Genomic DNA, 15,794 nt, shown 5'->3' with positions numbered 1-15,794 from the left:
TCACTCCTCTTTTCGTATCTGTTCCTGAGGAATCAGGCTGTAGTCATACATGACTTCTGAATGATTCTTCAGGAGCAGTTCTCTTTTTGCAAGCCTTCCTGTATCCTTTTCATATATATTTCTGTAGATCCGGGAATTTCTGTAATATTTTTCTCCCTCTTTTGCGAAATGATGATCTTCCTCCATCAGTTCATACTGCCATGGATAGGCTTTTTCGCTCCTTAACTGCGCATGCAGTTCCTCTTCATCACACCACACCAACAGCTGCACATTCTGCCCAGTCGTATTTTTAAACCGGTAGTCTACATTATTATAGCAAACAGACGTCCCGGAACTAAAAGGCATCCGTTTCCCTTCATTCGGTGCCAAGGCATCCGAATGTTGGTGAAATTCTGTTACTTCCAGCGGACTGTGCAGTACAATCCAATAGATCGTATTTGCCAGATTACAGAGTCCGCCTCCCAGACCCGGCTTGATCTCATCACCGCTGATCACACGCCCTTCCTGATACCCTTTTCTCTTTGTCGTATTTCCCACCCTCTTCCAGAAAGAAAACACTTCTCCCGGACGGATGAGCAGCCCGTTGATCTTTTCACATGCCAGACGGATATTCACAGCCTTCCCTTCCTGCAGTCTGCTGTCGATCCCCTTCCCTCTTTTTATCAGATGGGAACTATGCTCCGATACGACCACCGGCAGTTTTTCTTGCTGTATCGTCTTCGCAAACGGCTCCCTTTCAAAAAAATCTTTGATATGACGTTTCAAAATCTCTTTTCTAAGAGCGATCGCATAGCAGAACGGATTAATCTCACAAAATAATTTCTTCCTTTGCATTGTCACTTTTCCCTCTCTTTTGTATATTTCCCAGTCTATTCTGACATTTCTTATTATAACTATAAAATTTCAGAAGCAGTTTTTCCACAGTTCTTCTGATCCCTATTTTTGTTTCCGTGTCATACCCTATAAAACGCACCAATATGCTGTCAAGGCCGCTTAGATTCGCTCCTAGTATATCTGTAAAAACCTGATCTCCTATAAATACCGTCTCTTCCTTTTTCATATCTAACATCTCTACCGCCTTTCGGTAATTTTCAGGCTTTGGTTTCTGTGCGTCGCATATGTAAAAAGAAGAAATATTCTTTAAAAATCTTTTCACGCGTTCTTCATCATTATTTGACAGTAAAAGTGTCTGAAATCCCAGATTATGCAGCCAAGAAAACAGTGCGTCTACTCTTTCTTCCGAATCGTTTCCATGAGGCACTAAGGTATTGTCTATATCAAATATAAGACCTCTATATCCTTTATTATACAATTTTTCATAATCAATGGTAAATACACTTTCTACGTATTCACACGGATAAAATAATTTAAACATCTCATCCCCCTATTATTTTCGCTGTCACTATATATTTATAAACCATGTCTGCAAATAGAGTATAACACGAGTTATTTTTATCCTTCAATCCTTTCTTAGCGTCATATCTGTTTTATACACTTAGCCGTACTTTTTCGCGCCATACTCCAAAGAGATAGAACAGCATAAAGCAAAAGGACACTCCGACCCGGAGCATCCTCTTACTTTACCGTATTTATATTTTTGCTACATATTCAAACGGAAGCGGTACAACCTTACCCGGCGTATCGATCTTCACAAGCTGTTCTAATGTTGCTTTTACGATATTCGTCTGCATTTCTACGTCATTCGGCGCACCTGCGTTAGCACCCATCGGCACTAACGGAGCTACGGCACGTGGCGTACCGGTCTGACGAACGACCGGTGGGAGAGCTGCAATAATGATCGTCGGTATTCCAGCCTCCTCGATTGCTCTCTGCACTAAAACTGCAGAGCGATGACAAGTACCTCATCCAGCAGTTAAAATAACCGCGTCCACATCTTCTTCTTTAAACATCTGCGCGATCGCAGGTCCTGTCTCATGTTTAAATCTTTCCTGATCTCCGCCGCCGCCCATAAAACCGGCATGTACAGGCGCACATGCCCGGATGACTCCTTCTGCCGCCAGTTCATGGATACGGTCTATCGGAAACATACAGTTGATATCTTTATTCACATCACTGTTGTCATATCCGCCATGAGAGACCATCAATTCACTGGAAGGAGTCGTATTGGTAATCTTTCTCCAAGTAGAATCTCCGGCAAGATTAAAACGTTCCTGTGTTTTCAAATGTACACCCGCAGCTGTAGCAAGCGCGATAGACATATCCTTTAACTCCTTTTTCACAGGCGTCCAAACTGCCGGCGGTGTGATCGGGACAAATATCTCAGATTGAATCCCTTTTACCGTTGTCAAACTCATCTTCTCCACCTCCTTTATGATATATATCCTTTTTTTCACACATCTTTTTACGATGTCTGATATATGTGTCAAGATTGGATACGTATTTCTGATTCACCTCGGAATCCAGCTGTTCTATAAAGCTCATATTCCATGCGACCTCCTGTCCTATCTTCAGAGGATACTCTGTTATAAGCATGCGCATAGGTATTTTCAGGAACCCAAGCCGCCCCTTTAGATCTATTCCGACACATCCATCGTGAAGTTCCACAATAATGCCTTCCATACGTATCATCTTATCACCGTACTGCAGTACTGTTTTATCAGTCATATTTCTCTCTTCTCTTCTTGCTCATCGGCAGAGACTGCTCGTTTTTCACAAGCTCCACCGGTTTTCCTGTTACATTGGAAATCAATTCTACATTCGCCGCCTTCACCTGCGGATTCCACTTTCTCTCCGGTTTTTTTACATCTTCGCCCGCCATTGCGTTTTTCAGCATGGCAAGTGCTCTTAAAGCATCTTCTGTACACAATGTATTACAAGCGAGGACTTCGTTTTCGATTCCCGATTCTGACTTATTATTATCTACCATATTGGTCATATACTTATTTCCTACGACTAAAGCTCCCTGCACTGCGCAGAAAGAAAGTCCCACTACCGGGATGCCCCGCATGCCGATCTGTTCATGATGACTGGCAAAATCAATATGATTATTCCCAAAACCTTCCGTCGTCACGAACGCTCCATCCACATCCATCATCTCTACCATCATGCCTACTCGTTTAGACACATAGAATTTTTCCGCATTGATCTGCGGACTCCCCACAAAAATAACGCCGCACAAATCTACTTCTTTGTCATGGAGCGCTTCCAACACAAGCGGCTCTCTCCAGTAATGTCTGGACATTTCCTTAGATGCCGGTCCGATACAGGTCAATGCATGGATACAGCCGTCCAGCACTTCCAACGGTGAGACACAGACGGGCACATTCCCCAGGTCTACATTTGGTTTCGCTCCCAGCACACCGACCGGTTCTACCGGAAGGATCAGATTATCATGCATAGCCCCCTGTCCCATGATTTCTTTTACGATCACGACTTTTTTCTTTCCCGGCCTTCTCACTTGCTTAAACTCTTCTGTATCTACTACCAGGCTTTCATCTTCTACTTTTTTCAATGCTTCCCGGATTTCCTGGGTGATCACATCTGTGGCTGCATGTGCCGCCAACGGTCCCGGTCTTTCCATATTCATACCAGCTTCTATAGTCACCTGTGTCTTAATGAAAATCTCACCCTTATCCGGCGCTCCTGGGCGGTTCCACATAATATTTTCATCCAGATACCCTTCAGAAGAACCAAATTCTCCGATCTGTACTCCGTTATCGTCTGTTCCCGTCACCATCATAATGACGCCGTCCAAGACTCTCGTCACACCTGTACCGATCTCTGCCTCTCCTTCTTTGCAGGCAATAGGCTGTACATCCATGATCGTTTCCGAATACGTATGGTATTCTTCCGGTGTGATGATCTGGATCTTCAAGTCATGCACTAATTCCTGGGAAGCGACACACTCTGCTTCGATTCCCTCGCGGATGTACAGCACCGTCCCTTCTATTTTCGTCTCAGGACCACGCTTCACTTCCGTAATTTTGTAGTGCTTTCTCGTGAGGTTTCGAACCGTTTTTTCTTCTGTTGCTTCTTCTGCCATTTCAGCTGCCTGGACAGGCTGTGTGGATTCCTTTGCGATTCCCATCTCTTTCGTGCCGGATGGCTGTACGCCGCCTGCCATAGCGACCGGAAGCTCTATATCTATATCTTTTCCTTCTCCAATATGGATCTTCAAAATACTGTTCTGTATTACCGTCTGCGGCTCTTGTATCCTATCCGCAGCCAAATCCTGTGCTTCTGCTTCTTGTTCTGCTTCCGATCTCATTGCTTCCTTTTCTTCTGTATCCGGCTGTTCCTGCACAGCAATCCCTTCTACCACCTCAGCAGTTAAAGGACACAGTGAATCACAGGTCTTCTTTAATTTAGCGCCCAATACCTGTTCGATCGTAAGTGCCCCTGTCAGATCCAAAAGTCCCGAATCCACCAAATCATCAAAAATTGCCGGATCTTCTAAGTTAGAAGCCTGGATCGTGATTCCTTCTTCTGCCCTGCAGCAAAGCACTGCCGGGTCTTTTGCGTGTTCTTTCGCGGTTTCCGCTGTAATAGACATATCCTCTCCTCCTGTTATGAAATTCTATTTTCCGTTCGGCAACTGTTCCACCTGTTTTGAAACTTTCAGCCGTCTGTATAATGGATGATGTATCGTCCTCATCACGTGGTCTGTTTGATGAAAGACTTTCAGCTTCATCTTTGGTGCAGACCCCATTACTGTGTTTGAACAATCCGAACAGTTTCCGATGATAATGTATTCTGCTCCATCCTTTTTAAACTGTAGACATTTTGCCGCCTGTCCGGGACAATTCCCTGGATTTTCACATTTAAGCGCCCCATTTTTCATCTCTATCGCCTGCTTACATCTCGCCACTGAGACAGGTGTGCCATGCATTTTCTCACAAATATCACGCATTCTCTCTTCGCTGCCTCCACAGGCGCATACAAGCAGTCCGACCGGTGCTCCATGCAGATCCGGAAGATCGATCGTCACGATAATGCCGCCTGTCGTCTTTGTGACCGGCTCTGTCAGGCTCACCGCTTTCCCGGTAAAGGGACCGCCCATGATAACTTCTCCATACGCTCCGTCTATCCCGCCTGCCTTCTCGATCAGATCTTTGACACTTATGCCGACCGGAACATCCATATAAATACGCGGTCCTTCCTCGCCTTTGAGCTTGCCTGTCACAGTTATATTCTTGCTGAAACAAGGCTTTTTCAATTTTACTGCTTCAAAGACTCTAAGGACTGTTTCTACATTGATAACTACGGCGTCCGCTGCTGAGGGAAGCTGTACCGGATCCAGAAGTTTCCCCAGGCATTCCCGCACGATCGCCCTTTCTTCTCCCATTGGATATATATCCGGAAGCAGATGTATGTACATAGCTTCTTCTTTCGCTACCGCGCTTCGCAGTCTTTCGACTGCCCGTTTATTTTTCGCCTTTATCGCAAATATGACTTTGGCTGCATGTGTCATCTCCATACACAGCCTTGCTCCTTCTATAGTCATATCTGTCTTTTCTTCAATCTGCCGGATATTGTGGCCTAGTCCGGGCTCACATTCCACAGCATTGACAAGGAGCGTGCCGCCATGCAGATCTATATCCAATTTTACTCCTGTAGGGAAACCGGCGCCTCCCATTCCAACAATCCCCGCCTCCTTTACCATCTCCAGCGGGCTCCCCGGCTCCAAGGAAAGAAACTCCTCTTTCTGCACTTCATCCGGACAAATAATGATACGGTCGTCTCTGACTTCCTGTACCACTCCGTATACACTGGAAAACAAATTAGCTCCCAGCCCCTGCGGCTTGGCAAGCAATGTCCCTTTCTGCACCTTCTCGCCCTCTTTTACCACCGGTCTGCACGGTGCGCCGACATGTTGTTTTAAAAGAAACTGAAGATTCTCCATTGTCCTTAAACTCCTTTATTTCCACTGTCCCTGCCGGACAGTTATTTTCTGGCGGAGGCATGTGGGAATCGAACCCACCCAGGACGCTTCAAACGCCCAACACTGGTTTTGAAGACCAGGAGGCACACCAGTTACCTTACTACCCCCATATTTCGTTTTTGTAAAATCATAGTAACAAATAATCATTGACTTTTCAAGGGGTTTCAGCCATAATAATAGTTAAATAATGAACTATATACTAGAATATAGTCTATAATATTGCCGTACAAAATACTAGAATATAGTCTAATTACAGGCATTTGCGAAATCGTACTTTTATTTTGCCTGTTTACAATTTTTTTATTTTAGGAGGAAATGTATCTATGAATTGTACACCTGCTATCAAATTAGATTCTTTCGAATCAGCCTTTCATGCGATCGACACACACACGGTCGGTGAATTCACCCGCATTATCACGTCCGGTTTTCCTGCGTTGCAAGGCGCCACGATGATAGAAAAGAAGCAATACCTGGCAGAACATTATGATAAATACCGCCAAGCGCTCATGTATGAACCACGCGGGCATCATGATATGTTCGGCGCTCTCATCACAGAACCGGTACATGAGGAAGCCGATTTCGGCGTTATCTTCATGGATACCGGCGAATATTTGAACATGTGCGGGCATGGAACGATCGGGACGACTACAGCATTGATCGAATCTGGACTTGCTCCGGTTAAAGAACCTTATACTGAGATCGTGTTAGATGCCCCTGCCGGTCTCATACACGCCAAAGCAGAAGTAAAAGACGGAAAAGTTTTAAACGTAACATTGACAAACGTCCCTGCTTTTCTCTATAAAGAGAACCTTACCACTGTTGTAGATGGAAAAACCATCCACTATGATATTGCATTTGGAGGAAGTTTTTTTGCTCTGACAGATGTCGAACAGCTTGGATGGACAGTAGATAAAGAATCCATCCCAAAGCTGACTGACCTTGGCATGAAGCTGCGCCACCAGATCAACCAGGAAGTGGAAATCCGACATCCCAACTTAGATATTACAACTCTGGATCTGGTAGAATTCTACTGCCATACGGATACGCCTGGATGCAACTACCGTAATGTCGTTATTTTCGGAGACTGCATGTCAGACCGCTCCCCCTGCGGCACCGGAACCAGCGCTAAGTTAGCTGCCTTGTATGCCAAAGGCGAGATCAAAATCGGGGAACCTTTTATATATGAAAGCTTCATCGGATCCCGCTTTAAAGGAGTCATCAAAGAAGAGACAACCGTAGGTCCCTACAAAGCTGTCATCCCCCAGATTACAGGGAGCGCATATATAACCGGCATATCCACCTATGTTATCGATCCGGACGATCCGCTCAAATACGGTTTTAAAGTCGCACGCGGCGAATAGCTTTCACTTAGCGTGGGGCACACAGCCTATACTTACAGTGACTGTGCTCCTTGAAATTCCCGGAAATGCTGTATATAATAGAGACAACACTCATCTACTTTAGAAAGGAATTTCATATACTATGCCCCGTAAAAAATCGACCACCAAAAACCGGATCGTAAAAGCTGCCTGGAATTTATTTTATAAATATGGCTATCACGATACGACCGTGGAGGACATCATCAAACTCTCCAAAACGTCTAAAGGAACTTTTTATCACTATTTTAAAGGGAAAGATGCCTTACTCTCCACGTTGTCCGATCTGTTCGATCAAAAATATGAAGAGATCAGCACTTCTATGGATCCCACGCTAAATGCGCGAGAAAAACTGCTTCTCTTAAACCACGAACTTTTTTATATGATCGAAACGAGTATTGATCTGAAACTCCTGGCGTCTTTGTATTCCTCACAGCTGATTACGAAGGACAGCCGTTCCCTGCTGGATGATAACCGCTATTATTTCCAGCTGGTCCGTGATGTCATTGCAGAAGGTATGCAGACAGGCGAATTCAAAAACACTTCTTCTGTAGAGGAATTAACAAAAATATATACCATGTATGAGCGCTCTCTTCTCTATGATTGGGCGCTGTGTGAAGGGAATTATTCTCTGTCTGCCTACAGCGACAGACTTCTCCCTCATGTATTAGATACATTTGAAAATGGAATTTGAGCGTTCAGCTTAAACAGAAAATAAAAGACTAGGAGAAATCACACTCATGTATGTTTCTCTTAGTCTTTTTTAGTTTACGATTTATTCGTTTTTCGTTTGACTGATACAACGATCAGCACCGCTAAAGCTGAAATAATAGTGCCTATTCCCCACAGCAAAATATTTGTTTTATCTCCTGTTTCTACACTTCCGTGATCATTAAGTTTATTACTATCTGGTTTACTAGGTTTATCTGATTCATCAAAGATTATTGGCGCATCTTTATCTTTAACAAATTCCCACGTTCCAATAAACTTAATATTCCCATTTTCATCTGTATGTTCAGTATTTGCCACCTTACTGTCAGCGTCATACCCCTCAAATTTCCATACTCCGTCTGAAACTGCAATTTCTGTTTCATCCGGTTGCATAGCATTGACTGTAGCACCTTCTGCATATTTATCAGAATCTATAGGCAATACGTCTGTAATGGCATCCGGGAGTTGTTTTCCGGCTGTTCCGCTCACAAATTCATACAGCACCTGATATACATCTTTTTTTGCCACTTGCCACATATCATAATCGCCTTTATCTTCTGTATTTGCATCTGCAAGTTTCTTAAAATATAAACCACAAGATACAGCATTTTTGTTTGCCAACTCAAAAGTATCTTCACTTACTTTCAAAGCATTGATATAATTTTGTCCAACAATCGGTTTTCCCTCTTTTGAAGTGTCTGTCTTATCAACAAGGGTTACTGCCGTTTTCCCTGTAGCCGTGCCCAGAATTTCTAGAGGTATCTTTTCGTCAGGGTAATTTTCTTGATCTACAAATGCTAATACATTTAATTTGTTTGAAGCTGCTATATAATTTCCACCAATCATGGTTGGTACGAATACATTCCATGTACTGTTTACAATTGCAGAATTACCATAGATTTTATCAACATAAGCACATTGGTTAAATGTATATATATCATCATTGCTTGTCACAACCGTTTTATCATAAGCATTATCATTTTTATAACCATATCCAAATGCAGCATAATCATTCATCACAATTTTAGAATTGTTTGTATTAGTTGTAGTTGTAACATAAAGAAACCCTTTTGCAATCCAAGTCCCATGATCCATTGTCAGAGCACCTTTGGAATATGCCTGTTTATTGGTTGTGAGGCTAGCGTTTGTATTAATGTTAACATCATAAACAGTACCAAATGCATTCTTCTTTTCATTTCCTAAAGTCACATCAGACTCATTAATAACATTCATCTCTGTGAAATAGCCTACAATCGGAATAGAAGTTTTAGCTTTGTCAAAGTTAAGAACAGATCTTTCTTTTGAATCTGTATTATTCACTCCCCAGACGCCGGCTTCATCATCGGTAAACTTTGGAGTTCCTGTAATATTAATTTCCATATTACCACCAACTGTACCACCATAACCATAAATACCAGACAACAGTCCACTATCCAAATTTACAGTTACATCTTTTCCGGCTTTCGTTCCACTCAAAAGTGGTAAAATACCACTTTTCTCATTATAAGAATTTCTCAAATCAACATTTTGGGCGTTGATTAAAATATCTCCGCCGACACTTGAACCTGACGTTCCTGTATTATCGGCTCCCACAATATCTTCCAAATGAGAACCCTTGGCATTGATCGTTACTTTTCCAGCAACTGTGGCAGATCCTGCACCCACAATTCCCGGAGGATCATTAGCCGGAGTTCCATCTTTATCCCACCCCCAAACATTTTCATAAGTATCAATCGTTACATTTCCACCAACTTGGAATAAGCTGCCTGTTAAATTTATTTTTTCACCGGCACCAACAATATCCCAGTTAGCAGCAATTCTGCAAATACGATCTGTACCTTCATATGCAGGATCCCCTGCAATAATATGTATATCTCCATCAACAATTGACTGTGTTGGATCTTCTCTCATTCCTTCAATACCAATTGCATACCCAGCTTTCACTTGTACAGTTACATTTCCCTTAACATGAGAGTTATACGCTCCAACTATATTTTGTGGTGCCGTACCTGTGACCGGACCATCAAGAATCAATGTTACATTTCCACCTACCTCAAGTGGTGTACCACTTGGCTTATCTCCGCCATAAGCAGTTGCTTTATTGGTTGCCACAAGATAATGACCTGCCTTGTTTCCGTAAGTAATATTACCTGCAAGTTCTACATAAATATCACCTTCCACGGAACCCTTATAACTACCACCAACAACTGTATTTTCTATATCAGTAGTGTTGATTTTTCCTGTACCATTGATTTTTACATAAACGCTTTGTACTGTCTTTGCTTTTCCTCCACCATAAAGTGTACCAGAAATCGTAAATTCGCAATTCTCTGTAAAGATAGTTCGATGTCCACTACAATACAATGTTTCGGCAGATGCCTTTACATTATCTAATGTAATATCACCTACTAATTCACTTCCAAGAGTAAGTGCGTATTTCTGTCCGTCTGTGCTTTTTACAGTAATGGTTTTATTAGCAGCACCAACAAATTTTACATTAGTTCCAATATCCGCAGTCAACACAATTGTTGCCTCTGTTTCTTGGCTATTTTCAATTTGCTCTAATGCAGTCGTCAATTCATCTCCACTAGAGACCTCATAAGTATTTCCATCTGCTTGCAGCAGATTGGAGGTTGTTTCTACAGCAGTAAGCTTTTCTTTTTCTTCTGCTGGAATTTCTTCGCCCGTTTTCTTTTCCACTAATTCAGTTATTTCAACCGGTATTGTTTCTTCCTGTTCAACACCGTCCGTAAAATAGTCTACCTTAAAATCATATTTTTCATTTACAGAAACGGTGTAGGTAATAACAGTCAAATCTTCTGTTTTCTCTGTACCGTCGGGCAATGTTACCTTCTCCAACTGAACAGTTTCTGTCTCCGTAAATTCTAAAGAAATCGTTGCTTCTGTTTTATCTTCATTGATTTCCTGCAAAACTTCATATTGAAGCGGAAAAGCCGTTGTTTCTTCAGCAAACACAGTCTGCGGCACCAAACCTGCTGCCACAATCAACGTAAAAAACCACGCAGCTGCTCTTCTGGTTAGCTTCATTCCTATTTCCTCCTATCTATCTTTTGAACCAAATGTATATAAAGAGATAAGTGAAATGGTAAAAAAAGCAGACATTTTTTACCAGTGATGGTAGAATGATAAAATGAGATACAGTAAGATATGGTAAGTATTTTTTTATCGAAAATGTATAAATCAAAATAAACTATGATGATTTCCGGATAAAAAAGTATTTGACGCTATGGTAGGAAATGTCTACTTTCTGTGTCAATAAATGTCTACTTTTAATTGCATGAAATACTACTGTTTTCCACGGTTTTTTCATATTTTTTTATCCAGTTAGAGAAAGTATTATGGTTTGTATGCAGCAGCAATGCGCCTTTACGTTTACTGATTTTATTTTCTTTCCATAATTGATAGATTTCTTCAAATTCTTTTGGCACAGGCAACGGCGGTCGTCCCAGTCGTATTCCTTTTTCTTTGGCAATGCGTATGCCCTCGGCTTGCCGCTGTTTCGTATTTTCTCGTTCTATCTGCGCTGCATAGGAAAGTATTTGTAACACTAAGTCAGCTATAAACTTTCCTGTAATCCCATTTACTTGATTTCTGGTATCTAAAAGCGGAAAATCTAACACGATAATATCTATATTTACCTTTTTTGTGAGACGACGCCATTGCTCCTGTATCTCATCATAGTCTCGTCCTAATCGGTCGATTGATTTAATATAAAGTTCATCGCCGGATTTTAACCGCTTTAATAACAACTGATATTGTTCGCGATGAAAATCTTTACCGGATTGTTTATCAATATACATATCTTTCTCTAAAATCCCGATATTTAGCATTGCTTCTACTTGTCTTGCAATATTTTGATCTTTACTCGAAACTCGAATGTAAGCATATTTATTCATTATACTTCCTCCTATACATTAAATTATAAGAGAAATTATAATTTTCTTATCGTTTAAATTTGAAATAAAAATCAAATTCCATATGAACTATCTAACGTTCTTTTTTTGAGAAACGGCGCATGAAAAAACTTTCATTTTTTCATGCGCCCTGATTTATTTATACAAAATTATCTGTTATGTTTTCTCCTTCTGCCATGAAGAACTATACCAGTCAATACAGCGCCTGACAGGAGCATAGCTGCGATCCAGATCATCTTATGGCTACTGTCTCCCGTTTGCAGACTGCCTGCCGTTCCTTTATCCAAATCTGGTTTTTTCGTCGGCTTTGTCGGATCTGTGGTTTCAGGCGGAGTCACAGTACCGGTTTTCGTATTCGTTATGATAAAACCTGTCTGTGCATCTCCGGTTATCTGCGTAGTATAACCAGAAACAGATGCCTCAGATACAGTATATGTATAAGCTTTGCCGTCCTTATCCTTGGTTGGCAGATCCTCAAAGGTATGGTTCCAATTATCTGCCGCCGTCAAGACTGCGGTATCGATAACTGTACCATTGCTCAACAGATCCACCTTGATGGACCCAGGACGGTCTTGTTCACTGTCTCCGGACCACACCTTAGTTACACCAACTGAAGCTGCAGCAGACGCCCCGATAATGATGCCTCCGTTAGCGCCTATGCCGCCGCCCTTATCCGCGGTATTTCCTGTGATAAACAGGGCTGCTTCCTTTTCTGCCATAGTCTTAACATCCTCGGAATGTGGAATCGCCTTTAATGCCAGGCAATCCTTATATCCGATCACGGTCACCGGATCGGTGTCGGCGCCATCCATTCCATAACGTGGAACTCCTTCCTGCGTAATAGGGTACACACCAGTACTAGGCAGGTAAACGGCTCCGTCTTTGTACCACTGGACGGCGCCGCCGCCTAATAGACGCTCAGCCAATGTAGCAGGATAATCATCCGTCGAATATGCAGAAAAGACAAAATCGTCTCCTGCGCCTTTCTGCATATCCATGTCTTGCGCCGTGTTGTCAAAAACAGCCGCACCTTCCGTCACATAGACCGTAACCTTGCCTGTAGCGCAGAACCACATGCCGCCGCCCTGACGAGCGGTATTGCCCGTGATCAAAGCGTTAGACAAATGCAGGGTACTATAATAGTCATAGTTTCCCTCGCTGTATATACCACCGCCCATATTCGAAGCCGTATTTCCAATGATCTTCCCGGCCTTTAGTTCCACCCCATTAGAATAGGAGTAGATACCGCCGCCAATGCTTCCTTTATTGTCGGAAATGGAACCTCCCTCCATCACAAAGGCCGTATTGTACTCATTCTGTCCCGTCTGCAGATTGCCGTCCACCACACAGACACCTGCCCCCTGAACGCCTTTGTTGCTGCCAATGCTGCCGCCAGTCATATGAAAGGCAGCATTATTCTCTACATGAACAGCGCCGGAGCCTTTCGTTCCGCCTGAAGAAGTACAAGAATTACCGCTAATAGAACCGCTGTCAGACAGGGTAAATTCCGTACGGTGAGCAGCATCACCGCCCCACAGCATCACAGCACTGCCTCGATGCCCGGTATTCCCGCTGATAACGCCGCCGCTCATAGTTCCACTGGCATATCCATACAATAAAACTCCTGAAGAACAGTTCAGCGCAGCAGCAGCCGAAGCACTGTTATCGGAAATCTCACCGCCTGTGATCTTTATCCTTGCCCCCTCACTGACCCGTACGATCCCGCTGTAAGATACAGAGTTGTTATGCAGAGCATTCCCGGCGATCTTACCGCCAGACAGGGTGAATACTGCCCCTTCTCCCCGGCTGTCGATCACTCCCAGACCGCTGGAGGCAGTTCCATTAGCACGATCATTCGTGATCTTAGAGCCAGTGACTGCGGCATTCCCAGTCAGTTCTAAGCTTCCCTGGTTCAGTACGATACTGCCGCTGTTATAGCGGCCAAAGAGTGTAACTGCCCCGTTGATAACCAAGGAGCCGCCTTCTTCTACCACAAGCAGATTTCTCAAATCGACGGCTGTCTTCGTCCCGGCGATCTGACACGCCTGCTCTGCGGTGATAGTGACAGTCCCTCCGGCAGGGACCGTAACAGCCGTATCCAGCTTAATGTTCTTTTGCAGTGTTACTGTACCGCCATTCTCCGACGCTGCCGCCGTATTTACTGCCTCTTGCAGAGTAGGCGCGCCTGCTTTATCAGAAATTGTATCCCCCACACTGTCCTCAATGGATTGCTGGGTGTAGGTGACGGTAACGCTGTCCGGAAGCGTTCCTATTATGCTTACGTTATCCTGGCTATTGTCAAATATGATCTCCTGCAGGGCAGTATTTTCTCCAAACGCATTGGCATTCACACTCTCTATGCCGCTGCCGATCTCAAATTTTTCTACTGCGGTATTGTTAAAGGCATATTCGCCAATAGTAGTCACGCTGTCTGGGATCTTTACCGTTCCATTTAAATTTTCTGCATACCAGAACGCATAGTTCCCGATAGACGTCAAGGTATCCGGAAATACAATATCAGAAATATTCGTATACAAAAAAGCCCATATCCCAATGGAAGTCAGGCTGTCGCTCAAAGTTACGGCGTCAATGCCTGTATAACTAAAGGCTTTGTTTGGGATCACATTCAGATTGGAAAGGTCTAATGCCCCGGTCAGATTCTCACAATTATAAAAAGCATTCGCCCCCATCTCGCTCACACTGTGCAGATCTACCGGACCGGGCAAAGCGGTACATTCATTAAAAGCATACTGCTCCACCTTCGTAACCTGACTTAGATCAGGGATGGTTGTCAAAGTCGTACACTTATTGAATGCCGAGGAACCGATAGATGTGATCGTCCCTTTGGCAGTAACACTCTTCAAACTGGTACAGCCACTGAAAATACTAGATGGGATCTCCGTCATAGAAGCCGGCAGCTCTATACTTGTTAAGGAAGTACAATTTGAAAACAGACTGCCCTCTTCGACAACAAGCCCTTCTGGCAAAGTAATCCCCGCCAGGGCAGTAGCGCCGCTAAAAACCGCAGGCTGCGTGATACGCTTGAGTGTGGAAGGCAGATTGATCGTAGTCAGAGACGAGCAGCGAGCCACCATAGAATTGGAAGAAATCTCCTCCACGCCTTCCGCAAAACTCAAAGTCTGCAAATTTGTCATGCCTTGAAAGCTGCCGTTAAAATTTTTAATGCTGCCCGGAATACTCAACTCTGTTAAGCCGGGAAATTTAGAAAAAGAAGACCAATTTACCGTAGTCAGAGTATCCGGCAAAATCAACTTCGTGATGTTCGCACATTTTGAACTCGCGGAAAACTGTATCTCTGTGACCGGATATTCTTCTCCCTCATATACAGCAACACTGGGCAAAGTAACTTCCACAGGCGTCTCTGGATTCTTCACCTGCCACAGATTTGCCCAACGATTCGTTCCATCACTATGAAAATCTATGGTGTAGGTGATCCCATCTATAATAAGTTCTTCATTCTCCTTTACTATAGTGGAACCTGCCAAAGAAGTCTGCTCATTCTCCCCGGCAGCAAGTACGCTCTGTGAGCATAAGGAAACGAGCAGTATAAGACTAAGCAGCAAACTCATATATCGTTTTCTTATCTTCATTTTACTTTCATCCTTTCTTTGATTTTTTACAACAAACAAGCGTATCTTCTCCCATATAAAATGGACGAAATACGCCTCTATTATCGTACAATTTTTTTCTGACAGGTAAAAATGACCAGAATAATTCTGTTATATCTGTCAACTCCTTTTGGAAAAAAAAATTATTAAAAACTATAAATATAATATCATAAATCACCTTTTTCCGGCAAGAAAATTTTGGCGAAATATGGTGGAATATGCAGCAAAAAAAGCCGTCAAA

General features: G+C 43.1%; 11 protein-coding genes and 1 tRNA gene. 2 read left to right on the top strand and 10 right to left on the bottom strand.

The window, feature by feature from the left end; genetic code table 11:
* From BN3282_RS07120 to BN3282_RS07085, 7 genes are all read right to left on the bottom strand, one after another.
* Window positions 1-834 (bottom strand): VanW family protein, encoded by an 834-nt coding sequence (locus BN3282_RS07120; protein ID WP_059067839.1) that lies wholly within the window; start codon window positions 832-834, stop codon window positions 1-3.
* Window positions 809-1,375, bottom strand: coding sequence for a YqeG family HAD IIIA-type phosphatase (locus BN3282_RS07115; protein ID WP_059067837.1), 567 nt, complete (start codon window positions 1,373-1,375; stop codon window positions 809-811). Before BN3282_RS07115 ends, BN3282_RS07120 begins: the two co-directional genes overlap by 26 nt.
* A gap of 214 nt (window positions 1,376-1,589) precedes the next feature.
* Complete coding sequence (gene prdB / locus BN3282_RS14660; protein WP_082667501.1) at window positions 1,590-2,315, bottom strand: D-proline reductase (dithiol) protein PrdB; 726 nt, start codon at window positions 2,313-2,315, stop codon at window positions 1,590-1,592.
* A complete protein-coding gene (locus BN3282_RS07100) occupies window positions 2,281-2,625 on the bottom strand; it encodes a CBO2463/CBO2479 domain-containing protein (protein WP_267304062.1) in 345 nt (114 codons plus the stop codon). Before BN3282_RS07100 ends, prdB begins: the two co-directional genes overlap by 35 nt.
* The gene (prdA, locus tag BN3282_RS07095) at window positions 2,618-4,513 is read right to left on the bottom strand and encodes a D-proline reductase (dithiol) proprotein PrdA (RefSeq protein ID WP_059067832.1); all 1,896 of its coding nucleotides are present in this window, start codon (window positions 4,511-4,513) and stop codon (window positions 2,618-2,620) included. The genes BN3282_RS07100 and prdA overlap by 8 nt, the downstream gene beginning before the upstream one ends.
* Window positions 4,514-4,537: 24 nt before the next feature.
* The gene (gene prdC, locus BN3282_RS07090) at window positions 4,538-5,863 is read right to left on the bottom strand and encodes a proline reductase-associated electron transfer protein PrdC (protein ID WP_059067830.1); all 1,326 of its coding nucleotides are present in this window, start codon (window positions 5,861-5,863) and stop codon (window positions 4,538-4,540) included.
* A gap of 49 nt (window positions 5,864-5,912) precedes the next feature.
* A tRNA-Sec gene (locus BN3282_RS07085) sits at window positions 5,913-6,010 on the bottom strand.
* A 215-nt stretch (window positions 6,011-6,225) separates the two neighbouring features.
* Here BN3282_RS07085 and BN3282_RS07080 point away from each other — a divergent pair.
* Both BN3282_RS07080 and BN3282_RS07075 read left to right on the top strand, forming a co-directional pair.
* Complete coding sequence (locus tag BN3282_RS07080; protein ID WP_059067828.1) at window positions 6,226-7,263, top strand: proline racemase family protein; 1,038 nt, start codon at window positions 6,226-6,228, stop codon at window positions 7,261-7,263.
* A 121-nt stretch (window positions 7,264-7,384) separates the two neighbouring features.
* Complete coding sequence (locus BN3282_RS07075; RefSeq protein ID WP_059067826.1) at window positions 7,385-7,972, top strand: TetR/AcrR family transcriptional regulator; 588 nt, start codon at window positions 7,385-7,387, stop codon at window positions 7,970-7,972.
* A gap of 74 nt (window positions 7,973-8,046) precedes the next feature.
* Here BN3282_RS07075 and BN3282_RS07070 read toward each other — a convergent pair whose 3' ends face one another.
* From BN3282_RS07070 to BN3282_RS07060, 3 genes are all read right to left on the bottom strand, one after another.
* Entirely contained in the window at window positions 8,047-11,037 is a 2,991-nt protein-coding gene (locus BN3282_RS07070; protein WP_059067824.1) for an SHIRT domain-containing protein, read from the bottom strand.
* Between the two features lie 242 nt (window positions 11,038-11,279).
* Complete coding sequence (locus BN3282_RS07065) at window positions 11,280-11,906, bottom strand: recombinase family protein (protein WP_059067821.1); 627 nt, start codon at window positions 11,904-11,906, stop codon at window positions 11,280-11,282.
* A gap of 167 nt (window positions 11,907-12,073) precedes the next feature.
* Window positions 12,074-15,535 (bottom strand): leucine-rich repeat protein, encoded by a 3,462-nt coding sequence (locus BN3282_RS07060; protein ID WP_082667568.1) that lies wholly within the window; start codon window positions 15,533-15,535, stop codon window positions 12,074-12,076.
* Window positions 15,536-15,794: the final 259 nt, after the last annotated feature.

The sequence above is a fragment of the Mediterraneibacter massiliensis genome (genome assembly GCF_001487105.1).
GTDB lineage: Bacteria > Bacillota > Clostridia > Lachnospirales > Lachnospiraceae > Mediterraneibacter > Mediterraneibacter massiliensis.
The sequence above is the reverse complement of the archived record's forward strand: the minus strand, read 5'-3'. Positions and strand labels throughout refer to the sequence as shown.

Excerpts from the sequence above, each read along its gene's own strand:
- BN3282_RS07120 (WP_059067839.1), bottom strand. The coding sequence starts at position 834 with ATGCAAAGGAAGAAATTATTTTGTGAGATTAATCCGTTCTGCTATGCG.
- BN3282_RS07115 (WP_059067837.1), bottom strand. The coding sequence starts at position 1,375 with ATGTTTAAATTATTTTATCCGTGTGAATACGTAGAAAGTGTATTTACC.
- BN3282_RS07100 (WP_267304062.1), bottom strand. The coding sequence starts at position 2,625 with ATGACTGATAAAACAGTACTGCAGTACGGTGATAAGATGATACGTATG.
- prdA (WP_059067832.1), bottom strand. The coding sequence starts at position 4,513 with ATGTCTATTACAGCGGAAACCGCGAAAGAACACGCAAAAGACCCGGCA.
- prdC (WP_059067830.1), bottom strand. The coding sequence starts at position 5,863 with ATGGAGAATCTTCAGTTTCTTTTAAAACAACATGTCGGCGCACCGTGC.
- BN3282_RS07080 (WP_059067828.1), top strand. The coding sequence starts at position 6,226 with ATGAATTGTACACCTGCTATCAAATTAGATTCTTTCGAATCAGCCTTT.
- BN3282_RS07075 (WP_059067826.1), top strand. The coding sequence starts at position 7,385 with ATGCCCCGTAAAAAATCGACCACCAAAAACCGGATCGTAAAAGCTGCC.
- BN3282_RS07070 (WP_059067824.1), bottom strand. The coding sequence starts at position 11,037 with ATGAAGCTAACCAGAAGAGCAGCTGCGTGGTTTTTTACGTTGATTGTG.
- BN3282_RS07065 (WP_059067821.1), bottom strand. The coding sequence starts at position 11,906 with ATGAATAAATATGCTTACATTCGAGTTTCGAGTAAAGATCAAAATATT.
- BN3282_RS07060 (WP_082667568.1), bottom strand. The coding sequence starts at position 15,535 with ATGAAGATAAGAAAACGATATATGAGTTTGCTGCTTAGTCTTATACTG.